This window comes from Methylobacterium sp. BTF04, assembly GCF_010692745.1.
Lineage (GTDB): Bacteria > Pseudomonadota > Alphaproteobacteria > Rhizobiales > Beijerinckiaceae > Methylobacterium.
The window spans coordinates 1-13,811 of sequence record NZ_JAAHTB010000009.1 but is presented as its reverse complement, the minus strand read 5'-3'; the positions used below and the strand labels follow the sequence as shown (position 1 = coordinate 13,811).

Here is a 13,811-nt window from a genome sequence, read left to right as displayed (position 1 = left end):
TGGGCCGAGCTGCTTCGGGGCTCGGCGGTCTGCTTGACCAAACGAAAACAGAGGGATCCCACCATGGGTAAGGTTATCGGTATCGACCTTGGCACCACCAATTCGTGCGTGGCCGTCATGGAAGGCACGCAGCCTAAGGTCATCGAGAATTCGGAAGGCGCGCGCACCACGCCGTCCATCGTCGCCTTCACCGATGAGGGCGAGCGCCTCGTCGGCCAGCCGGCCAAGCGCCAGGCCGTGACGAATCCGGAGCGCACCTTCTTCGCGATCAAGCGTCTGGTCGGACGCACCTACGACGATCCGATGACGCAGAAGGACAAGGGCCTGGTGCCCTACAACATCGTCCGCGGCGACAACGGCGACGCCTGGGTCGAGTCCGACGGCAAGAAGTATTCGCCGTCCCAGATTTCCGCCTTCACGCTGCAGAAGATGAAGGAGACGGCCGAGGCTCATCTCGGTCAGCCGGTGACGCAGGCCGTCATCACGGTACCGGCCTACTTCAACGACGCCCAGCGCCAGGCGACCAAGGATGCCGGCAAGATCGCCGGCCTTGAAGTGCTGCGCATCATCAACGAGCCCACCGCCGCGGCTTTGGCTTACGGCCTCGACAAGAAGAAGGCCGGCACCATCGCGGTCTACGATCTCGGCGGCGGCACCTTCGACGTCTCGATCCTCGAGATCGGTGACGGCGTGTTTGAGGTGAAGTCCACCAACGGCGACACCTTCCTCGGCGGCGAGGACTTCGACAACCGCGTGGTCGAGTACCTTGCGGCGGAGTTCAAGCGCGAGCAGGGCATCGACCTCACCAAGGACAAGCTCGCGCTCCAGCGCCTCAAGGAAGCTGCCGAGAAGGCCAAGATCGAGCTGTCCTCGGCCACCCAGACCGAGATCAACCTGCCCTACATCACGGCAGACGCGTCCGGTCCGAAGCATCTCGCGCTCAAGCTCAGCCGGGCGAAGTTCGAGTCGCTGGTCGACGATCTCGTCCAGCGCACCATCGAGCCGTGCCGCAAGGCGCTCAAGGATGCGGGCGTCTCCGCTTCCGAGATCGACGAGGTCGTGCTCGTCGGCGGTATGATCCGCATGCCGAAGATCCAGGAAGTCGTGAAGTCGTTCTTCGGCAAGGAGCCCCACAAGGGCGTCAACCCCGATGAGGTCGTGGCTATCGGTGCGGCGGTTCAGGCCGGCGTGCTCCAGGGCGACGTCAAGGACGTGCTGCTCCTCGACGTGACCCCGCTGTCGCTCGGCATCGAGACCCTGGGTGGCGTGTTCACCCGGCTCATCGACCGCAACACCACCATCCCGACCAAGAAGTCGCAGACCTTCTCGACGGCGGAAGACAACCAGAACGCGGTCACCATCCGGGTCTTCCAGGGTGAGCGCGAGATGGCGGCCGACAACAAGATGCTCGGCCAGTTCGACCTGATGGGCATCCCGCCGGCTCCGCGCGGCATGCCGCAGATCGAGGTGACCTTCGACATCGACGCCAACGGCATCGTCAACGTGACGGCCAAGGACAAGGCGACGAACAAGGAGCACCAGATCCGCATTCAGGCTTCGGGCGGTCTGTCTGACGCCGACATCGACCGGATGGTGAAGGACGCCGAGGCGAATGCCGAGGCCGACAAGAAGCGTCGTGAGCTCGTCGAGGTAAAGAACCAGGGCGAGAGCCTGCTCCACGCCACCGAGAAATCGGTGAAGGAGTACGGCGACAAGGTCTCGGCCGACGACAAGGGCGCCATCGAAACCGCCGTCACCGCCCTGCGCACCGCCCTCGAGGGCGAGGATGTGGAGGTCATCAAGTCCCGCACCACCGATGTGATGCAGGCGTCGATGAAGCTCGGCGAGGCGATGTATGCCGCCAACCAGGCCGGTGAGGCCGGTGCCGCGGCAGGCGAGGGCCACGAGGCGAAGAAGGACGACGTCATCGACGCCGACTTCCAGGAAGTCGATGACAAGGACCAGAAGAAGCGGGCATAAAGCCTGCTTCCGAACACAGGGCCGGAGCAATCCGGCCCTGTGTCATGTCGGGAGCATCGGCCCGGGCGGTGGGTACCGGTTTTCGGATCGGCGATGCTCTCCAGGGTGACGACGGCGCGATCCTCGGTGGAGGCCGGCGCGCCAAGGGACTTTTAAGGACGCGGTATGTCGAAGCGGGACTATTACGAGATCCTGGGCGTCTCCAAGACCGCGACCGACGGCGATATGAAGATCGCCTTCCGCAAGCTCGCCATGACCTACCACCCCGATCGCAACCCGGGGAATGCGGAGGCCGAGGTCAAGTTCAAGGAAGTCAACGAGGCCTACCAGACCCTCACCGACGGCCAGAAGCGCGCGGCCTACGACCGCTTCGGCCATGCGGCTTTCCAGCAGGGCGGTGGCGCCGGCGGTCCCGGATTCGGCAACGAGTTCGGCGACTTCATGTCGGACATCTTCGACAATTTCTTCGGCGACGGCCGTGCGGCACCGGGTGCTGGCGCCCGTGGCGGGCGCGGCGGTCCGGCCCGCGAACGCGGTGCCGACCTGCGCTACAATCTCGAAATATCGCTGGAGGACGCTTTCGCCGGCAAGGCCGAGACCATCAAGATGGCGACCTCCGTCGCTTGCGAGACCTGCTCGGGCTCGGGCGCCAAGGCCGGCTCGAAGCCGCGGCCGTGCCAGACCTGCGGCGGCTATGGCCGGGTTCGGGCGGCGCAGGGATTCTTCGCCATCGAGCGGACCTGTCCGAACTGCCACGGCCGCGGTGAGGTGATCGACGACCCGTGCGGCTCGTGCGGCGGCGCCGGACGGGTCACCCGCGAACGGACGCTCTCGATCAACGTCCCGGCGGGCGTCGATGACGGCTTGCGCATCCGGCTCGCCGGCGAGGGGGAGACCGGCCTGCGCGGTGGGCCGGCCGGCGACCTCTACGTCTTCCTTTCGATCAAGCCGCACGAGTTCTTCCAGCGCGACGGGGCGGACCTGTTCTGCAGAGTCCCGATCTCGATGGTGACGGCGGCCCTCTCGGGCGAGATCACCGTGCCGGTGATCGACGGCTCGCAGACGCAGGTGCGGATCCCAGCCGGCACGCAGACCGCCAAGCAGTTCCGCATCAAAGGCAAAGGCATGCCGGTGCTGCGCGCGCGCGATGTCGGTGACCTCTACATCCAGGTTTTCGTCGAGACACCGCAGAACCTGTCGAAGCGCCAACGCGAATTGCTGCAGGAGTTCGGTCAATCGGCCTCGGACGAGAACCATCCGGAGAGTGCCGGGTTCTTTTCCAAGGTCCGGGAGTTCTTCGACGGCCTCGGCGGAGCCGCCAGAACGTGATTTTTCTTGATAGCGCTTCGGCGGACGACCCGGCGTATGATGTGGCGGGTCAGCATCGCTGCGCCGTTTGCACGCCGGTCTCCGGTCCGAAACGTGGATGCGTTCTTGACTGGGGCAAGGCTTCGTCGTCTAGCCTTTCCTTCCCAACCCGTGATCTGAGGACATAGGGTATTGCCGCCGCTACGCCGCTCCAGCGCCAAGGCCGATGTCGCACTCGGTGACCTCCGCAAGCGGCGCGACCCGCTGGAAGACGAGGCGCGCTTCCTGCGCTCCTGGTTCGAGCGCCCCCTCGTCACCGGCGCGGTAACCCCGTCGGGCAAGATGCTCGCCCGCACCATGGCGTCGTATGTCGATCCGCGGGTGAGCGGACCGGTGATCGAACTCGGACCCGGAACCGGCCCCGTCACCGAAGCCCTGATCCGGCGCGGGATCGAGCAGGAGCGGTTGGTTCTCGTCGAATACAACCCGGATTTCTGCAAGCTTCTCCAGAAGCGGTTTCCGCGCGCCACCATCGTCCGGGGCGACGCCTACGATATTACGACGACGCTCGGTGCTCTGATCACCGAGAAGGCGGCGGCGATGGTCTCCAGCCTTCCGCTGTTCACCAAGCCGCTTGAGCAGCGCCTCGACCTGCTCAACGCCGCGCACGCGATGATGCATGCGGATGCGCCGTTCGTGCAGTTCACCTACGCGGTGGTGCCACCGATCCCGGCGCGCTGCGATGCCGGCACCTACACGGCGAGCCGCTCCAACCGCGTCTGGCTGAACCTGCCCCCGGCCCGCGTCTGGGTCTATCGCAGGCCCTGACCGAAAATTTCCCTGACCCGAAATCTCCCTGACGCCAACCTGAATAGGCGCCGCGGCCGGTATTCAGAGGCTCCTGTCTAGGTTCCCGATCAAGCGCCGAGGCTTCCTCGGCTCTCACAGATCGGGAGACTTCCATGGCTATTCGTCCGGCATTCTCGTCTCGTCGCGGCCGCATCCTGGCGGCGGCGTTTGCCGCGGTCGTGGGCGGTCTGTCTGCGAGCAATGCGCAGGCGGCTCCGTTCGCACAGGGCTTCGCCCGACAGCCAGACGCCGTCATCACCCGCGTGCATGACGATTACGGATATGGCGGCCACCATCGCGGCCGCGACCGGGGCTATGACCGTGGCTGGGGCGGCGGACACCGCGGCTGGGATCACCACTCGGGCAGGGGCGAGCGCCACGGCTGGGGTCATCGTCGCGAGGGCTGGGGCCACCATCACCATCGCCATCACGGCGGCGGATATCGCGGCTATTACCCCTACTGACGCAGGTTTCCCGGGAGGCGGCTTCCGGCTCGCGTAACGACAAGCCGACTCCGCACAGACAGAGCCCACTGCGTCAGGCGATGCGGTCGCGAACGAAAGCCGCCGTATCGCACGACCCGGACGTGATCCTATAGGCAACCCGCAAAGCCGCCTCGGCGTGATCGGCGGCCGCCTCGTCGCGGGCGTGGATCGTGCCGAGCGGCCGATCCGGGCCGACCGCATCGCCGACTCTCGGCAGGCCGGTGAAGCCGACGCACGGGTCGATATCGTCCTGGGGTCGGGTGCGGCCGCCCCCCAGGGCGATCACCGCAAGGCCGATCTCCCGCGTCGCCACGCTCGCGACGAAGCCGCTCTCCTCGGGGACGATCCTCCGGACCACGGGCGCTGTCGGTAGATAGCGCTCCGGCACCTCCACCAGATCGGCCGGGCCACCGAGCGCCGCGACCATCCGCGAAAAAACCTCGGTGGCACGCCCGGTTTCGAGGCATTCGACGAGGCGGCCACGTGCCGCCGCGAGGTCGGGCGAGAGGCCACCGAGCACCAGCATCTCGGCGGCGAGTTCGACGGTGATGGCGTGGAAAGCCGGCTCGCGGGCCCGGCCGGTGAGATAGTCGATGGTGTAGGCGATCTCGATGGCGTTGCCGGCGGCCGAGGCCAGCGGCGAATCCATGTCGGTCACCAGCGCCACGGTCTTCAAGCCGGCGCCCTGCGCCACGCCGACGATGCTGCGTGCCAGGCCCTGCGCATCGGCCAAGTCCGCCATGAAGGCGCCCGCGCCGGTCTTCACGTCCATGACGAGACCGTCGAGACCCGCCGCAAGCTTCTTCGAGAGGATCGAAGCCGTGATCAGGTCGAGGGATTCCACCGTGCCGGTGACGTCGCGGATGGCATAGAGGCGCCGGTCCGCCGGGGCCAGATCCGGCGTCTGGCCGATGATGGCACAACCGACCTCGCGGGTGACACGTCGGAACCGGTCGAGATCGGGCGTGGCATCGTAGCCGGGAATGCTGCCGAGCTTGTCGAGGGTGCCGCCGGTATGGCCGAGCCCACGCCCCGAAATCATCGGAACGTAGCCGCCGCAGGCCGCCACCATCGGTGCGAGAGCGAGGCTGACGGCATCGCCGACCCCACCGCTCGAATGCTTGTCGAGGACCGGACCGGGCAGATCCCATTGCAGCACTGTGCCCGAATGCGTCATGGCGCGGGTGAGCGCCACGCGCTCATCGAGCGAGAGCCCGCGGAAGAACACCGCCATGGCGAAGGCCGCCGCCTGCCCCTCGGTGACCTGCCCCTGGGTAAGACCGGCGATGAAGTGTTCGATCTCCGCCGGGTCGAGGCTGGCGCCATCGCGCTTGGCCCGGATCAGTTCCTGCGGAAGCATCATGCGCTGTGCTCCAGCGCAGCGACGAGTTCGGCGAGCAGGCTGCTCGTCCCAAGGCGGAAGGTCCGGGGCGTCACCCAACCCGGCCCCATGATCCGGTCGGCGAGGGCAAGATAGAGGGCGGCGTCCGCCACTGTCCGCAGGCCGCCCGAGACCTTGAGCCCTACCGAATGGGGCCCGGAATGGTCACGGATCGCCACCAGCATTGCCTCGGCGGCCTCCGGCGTGGCCGAAATCGCGCTCTTGCCGGTGGATGTCTTGATGAAGTCGGCGCCGGCCGCGATGGCGAGGCGGCTCGCCTGTACGATCCGCTCCGGCGAGGGCAGGGCGCCGGTCTCCAGGATGACCTTGAGGAGACGTCCCTGGTCGCAGACCTCGCGAACGGCGGCGAGCATGTCGCGCGGCGTCGCCTCGTCTCCAGCGAGAAAGGCGCGATAGGGCAGCACCAGATCGATCTCGTGCGCGCCGTCGTTGAGCGCCTCGCGGGTATCCTCCACGGCCCGTTCGACATCGTCGCCACCGGCAGGAAAGTTGATCACGGTGGCGACCCGGACCGGGCTACCGGCGAGCGCCGCGGCGCTGGCGGTGACGAATTGCGGCCAGACACACACCGCCGCGACGTGGTGCGCGCGCGCCGTCGCGCACAAAGCCTCCACCGCCGAGGCGGAGCAGGAATCGCCGAGATCGGTGAGATCGAGGAGCGGCAGGGCGCGGCGGGCGATCGCGGCCGGATCGAACGAAAGTGTCATCGGCGGCTTCTCACAGACGTTGGACGAAGGCGATGACGAGACGGGCGAGATCGTCCGCCGCACGGGCGGCGACGGCCTTAGTCTCGGCGTGGTGGGGATCGCCGTCGCCGATACCGGCGCCCAAATTCGTCACCACCGAAACGGAGGCCACCCGCAGGCCGAAGAAGCGAGCGAGGATGGTCTCCGGCACCGTCGACATGCCGACCAGATCGGCCCCGAGCCGCGCGGCCATCCGCACCTCCGCGGGGGTCTCGAAGCTCGGACCGGAGAACCAGGCGTAGACGCCGTCTGCGAGCGAAATGCCGCATTCGGCTGCGGCCTCGGCGAGGTGGGCCCGCAATATCGCGTCATAGGCCCCGACCATCGGCACGAAGCGCGCGTCGCTCGTCTCGCCGACGAGCGGATTGAGGCCCGACAGGTTGATGTGGTCGTTGAGCGCCACGAGGCGGCCAGGGCCGATCTCGGGTCTCAGCGAGCCCGCCGCATTGGTCAGCAGCAGCGCACCGGCACCGAGCGCCTGGGCCACGCCTACCGGCACGCGCATCACCGCGGCGTTGCCGGTCTCGTAAGCATGGGCCCGCCCCTCGAACAGCAGCACGCGCCGCCCGGCGAGCGTACCGCCGTGGAGCCGACCGCGATGGCCACTGACGCCGGGTGGGGGAAAGCCGGCGATCTCGCCATAGGGCACCGAGACCACCCCATCGAGACGGTCGACCAGGGCGCCGAGCCCGGTCCCGGTGACGATGGCGCAGGCATAGGGCCCGCCAAGGCCGCGGGCGCGCAGGGTCTCGGCGGCGGCCGTGATCATCGGATCGGGATCACGCATCGTGAACCAGGTTTTCGGGGCCGAAGGAGTCGGGCAGAAGTGTGCCGAGGGTGAAACTCGCGCGTATCCCGTCGAAGTCGGCGACGTGGACCAGTACATCCGGGCTCGCGAATTCGCGGATGCGCTGGCGGCAGGCACCACACGGGGTCACCAGGCCGGGACCAGGGCCGAGCACGAGGATTTCGCGGATGGCGCGCCCGCCTGTCGCCACCATCGCCGCGATGGCTCCGGCCTCGGCGCAGGTTCCGACCGGATAGGCCGCGTTCTCGACGTTGCAGCCGGCATGGACGCGGTCGTGCTCGTCGCGCAAGGCCGACCCGACTTGGAACGCCGAGTAGGGCGCATAGGCCCGGTCGCGGGCCGCGCGGGCAGCCTCGAACAGGCGGGCGAGTTCGGAACTCATGCGGGTATCCGGCATATCGGCACGATCCAGCATAGGCACCAAGGGCTCGGGGCTGTCGAGGGGCGGGATGCATCGACAAGGCGGGATCGGCCTTCTAAGACGCGACGGTGATGAGGATGGAGAGGGCCGGGAGGCTTCGAAGACCATGCTGGGACGATTGGAACGCGGAGCCTCCGGCGAGGCGACGGTGGAATACGGCGACGGCACCATGCGGGTGGTGAAGCCCGGCAGTTTCGTGCGCTGCGCCGTGACGGGCGAGCCCATCGCCCTCGACGCGCTGCGCTACTGGAGCGCCACCTTCCAGGAAGCCTATGCCACACCCGACGCGGTGATCCGGCGACTCGCCGACGCGGCACGCACGAACGGCTAGCGCATCACACCGAAAACCGGGTGATCCGAACATCGACCCTCAGAGCTGCGATCCCGAAACCAGCGCCTTCAGCTGCGCGATCAGAGGGCCGGGATCGTTGAACCGCAGGGTGACGGGCAGCACGCCGACGCGGGCCGCAAAGAGTTGTGGCAGACGGACATGGTCCTTCTCTGTCGTCACGAGGTCCGCTCCGGCCCGCGCCGCACGCGCCGCGAGGTCTTCGAGATCGCTGGCCCGATACGGGTGGTGATCCGGAAAGGCGCGGGTGTCGACGATCTCGGCGCCGGTCTCACGCAGGCTCACAAAAAACTTCTCCGGCCGGCCGATGCCCGCGAAGGCGATCACGCGCCGCTTGGATAATCCTGCAGCGGCGATCAGACGGGCACGATGAATTGGCAAGCCGCGCCTGTGCGCCTCTTTCGCCACATCCTCGCCCTTTGCGCCTTCGCCGATGAGGACGAGACCGTTCACGTGGCGCCATTGCCGAGCCAACGGCACCCGCAAGGGGCCGGCTGGGAAAGACAGGCCATTGCCGACACCGACGCCGGCATCGACCACCGCCAGCGAGAGGTCCTTCGTCAGGCTCGGGTTCTGCAGGCCGTCATCCATGACGACAGGATCCGCCCCTTGGGCGACGCAGAGCCGCGCTCCGGCGAGCCGATCGCGCGCCAGAATAGTCGGCGCGAGCCGCGCGAGAAGCAGCGGTTCGTCGCCGGTCTCGCCAGCGCGGTGCCGATCGGGGTCGACCACCACCGGGCCGGCGAGGCTCCCGCCATAGCCGCGGGTGAGGAAGGCGGGGTTGGCCCCGAGATCGCGCAAAAGCCCGGCCAGCGCCAGCGCGGTCGGGGTCTTGCCGGCACCGCCAAGGGTGAAGTTCCCGACGCACAGGACCGGGCAGGGCGCCCGCAGCCCGGCCCGGTCCATCCGCCCGGCGGTATGACGGCCATAGAGGGCGCCGAGCGGTCGTAGCACCCGTGCGACGGGATGGGTCGGCGCCGCATCCCAGAAGGCCGGAGGCCGCATCAGCGGCCGCTCACGATGCCGCCATGGCGTCGAGCCGCATCTGAGCGATGAACGGATCGAGCACCGCAAGGGTCCGCTCGACGGCGCCCTCGAACGGCTTCAGGGCGGCTTCGCCGGCCCGCGCCATGGCGGCGATGCGGGGCGGGTCGGCGAGGAGATCGGCGAGGGCGCTTGCGAGAGCGTCGGCATCGGCCACGGCGAGCGCACCACCGGCGGCATCGAGGGCCCGATAGACTTCCGTGAAGTTGTGGACGTGCGGCCCGTGCAGCACGGCAGCCCGCAGCCGCGTCGGCTCGATGGGGTTCTGGCCGCCATGCGGCACCAGCGAACCGCCGAGATAGACCAGCGGCGCCAACCGATAGAACAGCCCGAGTTCGCCGAGGGTATCGGCGACGTAGACATCGACGGCGCCGTGCGGGCGCCCGCCCTGCGAGCGCCGCACGCTGCGCAGGCCTTCGGCCGCCGCACAGGCGGCAACATCGCCGCCGCGATGGGGATGGCGCGGAACGACAATGGTGAGGAGGCGCGGCCAGCGGCCCTTCAACGCCGCATGGACGCGCGCCACCAGGGCATCCTCGCCGACATGGGTGCTCGCCGCGACCCAGACCGGACGATCGCCGATGATGTCGCGCAGATGCGCGAGCTGCTGCGGATCGGCCGGAGGCACCTCGGAATCGTATTTAAGGTTTCCGGCGAGGCTGACGCGCGGGGCACCGAGCTTGGCGAACCGCTCGGCATCGTCCTGCGTCTGGACGAGGCAGATGGCGAAGCGGGACAACAACGCCTCGGCGGTGCGCGGTGTGCGCCCCCAACCCCGGAACGACCGCTCCGACATGCGTCCGTTCACCAGCAGGAGGGGAATCCCGCGCTCGTACAAGGCGACGACGGTGTTGGGCCAGATCTCCGACTCGGCCACCAATGCGAGATCGGGCCGCCAATGATCGAGGAAGCGCCCGATCCAGCGCGGAGCATCGAGGGGCATGTACTGGTGCACCGCGCCGGCCTGCAGGCGGCGCCCGATCAGGTCGGCCGCGCTGCGGGTGCCCGTGGTGACGAGGACGGAGAAACCGCGGGCGATCATGCCATCGATGAGGCCGACCAGGGACAACGCCTCACCGACACTGGCCCCGTGCATCCAGACCAGGCGGCCCACGGGCCGGGCTCGGCCGGGCAGGCCGCGGCGCTCCGAGAGCCGGCCCGGATCTTCCTTACCGCGGCGCGCACGCCAGGCCAGAAGCCCGGCCAAAGCCGGCTCACCGAGATAGAGCCCGTAGCGGATGGCCCGCAAGGCCGCGGTGAGAGGCGGCGCCTTCATGCCGGGTTTCCCACCCGGTCGGTACGCCCGACCAGCGTGTAGGCGTGGTCGTGGATACGGTTCATCTCGGCCTCGACGGTGAGGCGCAGCGCCTCGAACGCGTCGGGCTCGATGTCGCGCGGTACGTAGGTCGGGGTCCCGAACACCATGGCGCCCCGGCCGAAGGGCAGGCCGAAGCAGGCGCGGTCCCAGCTGTCGAAGCGCAGGTGGCGGCTCGTCACGACGGCCACCGGCACGATCGGCCGCCCGGAGAACCGGGCCAGGGTGAGAATTCCTGCATCGCAGCGCCGGGAGACCTTGGGTACGTCGGCGCTGAACGCCACGGTCTCCCCGTCCTTCAGGGCCCGCAGCATGGCGCGCAGGCCCTCGGCCCCGCCCTTGGCGCGGATGTCGCGCACGGCGCGTCCGCGCGCGCCCGACGCACGGATCACCCGCACCCCCATACGCGCGAGCGCGATGGTGTTGACGTTTCCGTCCGCCGATCGCGAGATGATCGTCGCGATACGGTCGTGCGGGCGGCGCATGAACGAGATCATCGTATGCTGGCCATGCCACATGCCGGCGATGAACGGCCCGATCTCGTCGAGCCACGGATCGGGGTTCACGGGCTCGACGATGAAGCGATTGGTCCGGCGCACGAGGCGCAGGTACTGACCCGCCAGGAATCCGAGGCTCTGCTGCACAGCCGCCGAGCGGCCGATGCTTTTGACGAGGCTCATATCTTCGCTTTTCGCTTCGCGGGCCGCCCGCTGAGGCACACCGACCGAATGGCGCGTCGCGGACCCGGCCCGCCGTCCGAGCGCAGGTCGGCGGTACCGCCGGGTGTCTAGCTCCGATCGGCTCAGCGACGCAACGGCGAGCAAACTGGCGAACCGGCAACGCCATTCGAGAAATCGCATAAAATCGCTTGTTTAGATCAATTCCAATATATAAATTAGAATCAATCTAAGGTGGATCAAACATGATGGATAATCCAATTCTGGGCGCCAAAATCGCGCTGGACCGCACCAGCGACGAGCACCGCGCCTTCGTGCTGCGCTATGTCCAGCCGGCGCTCGCCGGTCTGATCGACGGGTCTGTGTCGACCTTGGCACCCATTTTCGCCGCGGCGTTCGCCACGCACAGCAATTGGGCGACATTCCTCGTCGGGCTCGCGGCCTCCATCGGGGCGGGCATCAGCATGGGCTTCACCGAGGCCCTGTCCGACGACGGATCGATCACAGGACGCGGAACGCCCTGGATGCGCGGCCTCGTCTGCGGCGTGATGACCACGGTGGGCGGCCTCGGCCACACACTGCCCTATGCGATTCCCGATTCCTGGCCCAACGCCTTCGCGCTCGCCACCGGGATCGCCATCGTGGTTGTCATCATCGAACTGCTGGTGATCTCGGCCATCCGCACCCGCTACATGGCGACACCGTTCTGGCGTGCCTCGCTGCAGGTGGTGCTCGGAGGCGCGCTCGTCCTGATCGCCGGGATCGTCATCGGCAACGCCTGAACGGGCGCGGTTCTCAGGCCGGGCGCGACAGCCGGGTTGACCCTCGGGCCGGCTTGTTGCGATTGGCGGGTGCCAAAGCCCGCCTCACCACGGACCTCGATGTTCCGCCTCGTTCATCTCACCGACCCGCACGTTGGGCCCCTGTCGCGCCCGCGCCTGCGCCAGCTCCTGAGCAAGCGGGCCACCGGCTACGTGAATTGGCGCCGGGGCCGCAGGCATGCCCACGACATGGATCTGCTGGCCGCCCTCGTCGCCGACCTGCACGCTCAATCCTACGACCACATCGCCTGCACCGGCGACCTGTGCAATATTGGCCTGCCGAGCGAGTGGGCGACATCGAAGGTCTTTCTGGAGGCCCTCGGCGCCCCTGAGGCCGTCAGCTTCGTACCGGGCAATCACGACGCCTACGTGCGCGGCTCCCTCGAAGGATTGCTCGCCGCCTGCGGCGCCTGGACGGCAGGCGATGACGGTACGGAGGGGGTGTTTCCCTACCTGCGCCGGCGCGGACCGGTGGCGCTGATCGGGCTATCCTCGGCGATCCCCACGAAGCCGTTCGTGGCGAGCGGTCGCCTCGGCCCGGCGCAGATTGCGGCAGCGGAGCAGCTTCTGACGACCCTCGCCGCCGAAGCCGAGCCGCCCGCGCGCGTGGTGATGATCCACCATCCACCGCATCCCGGCGGCGCCAAGCCGGGCAGGGAATTGAAGGATGCAGCCGCCTTCACCGCGATGATCGGGCGTGCCGGCGCCGACCTGATCCTGCACGGCCACAACCATGTCGGCATGGTGAACTTCATCGCCGGGCCGGCAGGCCGCTTCGTCCCGATCATCGGAGCGCCGTCCGCTTCGGCGAGGGATGGGTTCTCGCATCATCGTGCGAGCTACAATCTCTACACGATCGCAAAAGCCTCCGACGGCTACGCGATCACCGGGCACGAGCGCGGATTGACCCCTGCCGGGATCATTGGCGAGATCGGCGCGATCCGACTTCATCGCGCGCCGACCTCATGAGAGGCCATCGAGTCCGGGCGGATTATGGTTGCGCGGCGTCGGCCGAGAAGTCCGGTCGCTGAATCGGGAAGGCTGCCTCGTAACGTTCGGCCTGGAGCCGGCTCAGGCCGCTGATGAGCACGGTGGTGCCAAGATAGACCGTGTAGGTGCCGTCCTGCGTCGGACGTACGCGAATCATGTTGGGCATGGCTGTCAATCCGCCTGTTCGTTGAGTCGCTTCACCCGAACTACGTAGGCGATGTTAACCCGACGTTCAGACTACGCAAGACGGCCTGGAAGTCGTGCACGGAACTTCTTTCGCCGCACTGCGACAAGAATGGCGATGAGCGAGGACGGATCGCTAAAATCGCGAGGGTTTTCAGGGGTCGTGCATCCCGCATCGCAATGACACTCGGGTGTGGACAGGACCTCCCGATGGGCCGCAAGCGGATATCGTTTGCGGCAGGTATCGAGATCGCACGGCCGAATACCACCGATGCGCAGCGACCGCACTGCGGAACGGGCGATAATTCGACTACCGAAAATAATCGGGAAAATTTGGCGCGCCATTTGCGTACAAAACTGCGAACACCTGCTGGGGCCGTCGACCCGCCGACCATGATGGCGTGTTCGAGGCTGCTTTTATCGCCGATGATCC

Annotated in this window: 15 protein-coding genes and 1 pseudogene; 8 read left to right on the top strand and 8 right to left on the bottom strand. The window is 67.7% G+C overall.

From position 1 onward, the window contains the following. Positions 1-63: 63 nt before the first annotated feature. From dnaK to G3T14_RS07565, 4 genes are all read left to right on the top strand, one after another. Entirely contained in the window at positions 64-1,980 is a 1,917-nt protein-coding gene (gene dnaK / locus G3T14_RS07580) for a molecular chaperone DnaK (protein WP_163641674.1), read from the top strand. 165 nt (positions 1,981-2,145) lie between these two features. Then, entirely contained in the window at positions 2,146-3,309 is a 1,164-nt protein-coding gene (dnaJ, locus tag G3T14_RS07575; RefSeq protein WP_163641673.1) for a molecular chaperone DnaJ, read from the top strand. A gap of 171 nt (positions 3,310-3,480) precedes the next feature. Next, positions 3,481-4,116 (top strand): rRNA adenine N-6-methyltransferase family protein, encoded by a 636-nt coding sequence (locus G3T14_RS07570; protein WP_163641672.1) that lies wholly within the window; start codon positions 3,481-3,483, stop codon positions 4,114-4,116. A 134-nt stretch (positions 4,117-4,250) separates the two neighbouring features. After that, positions 4,251-4,601: a hypothetical protein gene (locus G3T14_RS07565; protein ID WP_163641671.1), complete on the top strand. Its 351-nt coding sequence runs from the start codon at positions 4,251-4,253 to the stop codon at positions 4,599-4,601. 73 nt (positions 4,602-4,674) lie between these two features. Here G3T14_RS07565 and deoA read toward each other — a convergent pair whose 3' ends face one another. The 4 genes from deoA to G3T14_RS07545 are packed head-to-tail and all read right to left on the bottom strand — an operon-like array spanning position 4,675 to position 7,960. Beyond that, positions 4,675-5,985 carry a thymidine phosphorylase gene (gene deoA, locus G3T14_RS07560; RefSeq protein WP_163641670.1) on the bottom strand — a complete coding sequence of 437 codons (1,311 nt, stop codon included), beginning with the start codon at positions 5,983-5,985 and terminating at the stop codon, positions 4,675-4,677. Then, complete coding sequence (deoC, locus tag G3T14_RS07555; protein ID WP_163641669.1) at positions 5,982-6,731, bottom strand: deoxyribose-phosphate aldolase; 750 nt, start codon at positions 6,729-6,731, stop codon at positions 5,982-5,984. The genes deoA and deoC overlap by 4 nt, the downstream gene beginning before the upstream one ends. A 10-nt stretch (positions 6,732-6,741) precedes the next feature. Then, positions 6,742-7,539 carry a purine-nucleoside phosphorylase gene (locus G3T14_RS07550; protein ID WP_163641777.1) on the bottom strand — a complete coding sequence of 266 codons (798 nt, stop codon included), beginning with the start codon at positions 7,537-7,539 and terminating at the stop codon, positions 6,742-6,744. Positions 7,540-7,549: 10 nt separating this feature from the next. Continuing rightward, on the bottom strand, positions 7,550-7,960 hold the full coding sequence (locus G3T14_RS07545; protein ID WP_246733048.1) for a cytidine deaminase: 411 nt from the start codon (positions 7,958-7,960) through the stop codon (positions 7,550-7,552). A 145-nt stretch (positions 7,961-8,105) separates the two neighbouring features. Here G3T14_RS07545 and G3T14_RS07540 point away from each other — a divergent pair, with 145 nt between their 5' ends. Then, positions 8,106-8,330 (top strand): DUF2093 domain-containing protein, encoded by a 225-nt coding sequence (locus G3T14_RS07540; RefSeq protein ID WP_163641667.1) that lies wholly within the window; start codon positions 8,106-8,108, stop codon positions 8,328-8,330. A gap of 39 nt (positions 8,331-8,369) precedes the next feature. Here the strand turns inward: G3T14_RS07540 and lpxK are convergent, their stop codons facing one another. The 3 genes from lpxK to G3T14_RS07525 are packed head-to-tail and all read right to left on the bottom strand — an operon-like array spanning position 8,370 to position 11,387. Beyond that, the gene (gene lpxK, locus G3T14_RS07535; RefSeq protein WP_163641666.1) at positions 8,370-9,353 is read right to left on the bottom strand and encodes a tetraacyldisaccharide 4'-kinase; all 984 of its coding nucleotides are present in this window, start codon (positions 9,351-9,353) and stop codon (positions 8,370-8,372) included. Between the two features lie 10 nt (positions 9,354-9,363). Continuing rightward, positions 9,364-10,668 carry a 3-deoxy-D-manno-octulosonic acid transferase gene (locus tag G3T14_RS07530; protein ID WP_163641665.1) on the bottom strand — a complete coding sequence of 435 codons (1,305 nt, stop codon included), beginning with the start codon at positions 10,666-10,668 and terminating at the stop codon, positions 9,364-9,366. After that, positions 10,665-11,387: a lysophospholipid acyltransferase family protein gene (locus tag G3T14_RS07525; protein WP_163641664.1), complete on the bottom strand. Its 723-nt coding sequence runs from the start codon at positions 11,385-11,387 to the stop codon at positions 10,665-10,667. The genes G3T14_RS07530 and G3T14_RS07525 overlap by 4 nt, the downstream gene beginning before the upstream one ends. 308 nt (positions 11,388-11,695) lie before the next feature. Between G3T14_RS07525 and G3T14_RS07520 the strand changes: the two are divergent. Both G3T14_RS07520 and G3T14_RS07515 read left to right on the top strand, forming a co-directional pair. After that, positions 11,696-12,166: pseudogene (locus tag G3T14_RS07520) on the top strand (VIT1/CCC1 transporter family protein); the annotation flags it as partial. Between the two features lie 99 nt (positions 12,167-12,265). Further along, positions 12,266-13,174 (top strand): metallophosphoesterase, encoded by a 909-nt coding sequence (locus tag G3T14_RS07515; protein ID WP_163641663.1) that lies wholly within the window; start codon positions 12,266-12,268, stop codon positions 13,172-13,174. Between the two features lie 22 nt (positions 13,175-13,196). Here G3T14_RS07515 and G3T14_RS24665 read toward each other — a convergent pair whose 3' ends face one another. Next, complete coding sequence (locus tag G3T14_RS24665) at positions 13,197-13,361, bottom strand: hypothetical protein (protein WP_204262707.1); 165 nt, start codon at positions 13,359-13,361, stop codon at positions 13,197-13,199. Between the two features lie 227 nt (positions 13,362-13,588). On the opposite strand from G3T14_RS24665, the gene G3T14_RS24660 reads away from it, so the two are divergent. Continuing rightward, positions 13,589-13,811, top strand: a 223-nt coding sequence (locus G3T14_RS24660; protein WP_204262706.1) for a hypothetical protein, incomplete at its 3' end; no start/stop codon positions are given.

Coding starts and splice junctions, on each gene's coding strand:
- dnaK (WP_163641674.1), top strand. CDS start 64: ATGGGTAAGGTTATCGGTATCGACCTTGGCACCACCAATTCGTGCGTG.
- dnaJ (WP_163641673.1), top strand. CDS start 2,146: ATGTCGAAGCGGGACTATTACGAGATCCTGGGCGTCTCCAAGACCGCG.
- G3T14_RS07565 (WP_163641671.1), top strand. CDS start 4,251: ATGGCTATTCGTCCGGCATTCTCGTCTCGTCGCGGCCGCATCCTGGCG.
- deoA (WP_163641670.1), bottom strand. CDS start 5,985: ATGATGCTTCCGCAGGAACTGATCCGGGCCAAGCGCGATGGCGCCAGC.
- deoC (WP_163641669.1), bottom strand. CDS start 6,731: ATGACACTTTCGTTCGATCCGGCCGCGATCGCCCGCCGCGCCCTGCCG.
- G3T14_RS07550 (WP_163641777.1), bottom strand. CDS start 7,539: ATGATCACGGCCGCCGCCGAGACCCTGCGCGCCCGCGGCCTTGGCGGG.
- G3T14_RS07545 (WP_246733048.1), bottom strand. CDS start 7,960: ATGAGTTCCGAACTCGCCCGCCTGTTCGAGGCTGCCCGCGCGGCCCGC.
- G3T14_RS07540 (WP_163641667.1), top strand. CDS start 8,106: ATGCTGGGACGATTGGAACGCGGAGCCTCCGGCGAGGCGACGGTGGAA.
- lpxK (WP_163641666.1), bottom strand. CDS start 9,353: ATGCGGCCTCCGGCCTTCTGGGATGCGGCGCCGACCCATCCCGTCGCA.
- G3T14_RS07530 (WP_163641665.1), bottom strand. CDS start 10,668: ATGAAGGCGCCGCCTCTCACCGCGGCCTTGCGGGCCATCCGCTACGGG.
- G3T14_RS07525 (WP_163641664.1), bottom strand. CDS start 11,387: ATGAGCCTCGTCAAAAGCATCGGCCGCTCGGCGGCTGTGCAGCAGAGC.
- G3T14_RS07515 (WP_163641663.1), top strand. CDS start 12,266: ATGTTCCGCCTCGTTCATCTCACCGACCCGCACGTTGGGCCCCTGTCG.
- G3T14_RS24665 (WP_204262707.1), bottom strand. CDS start 13,361: ATGCCCAACATGATTCGCGTACGTCCGACGCAGGACGGCACCTACACG.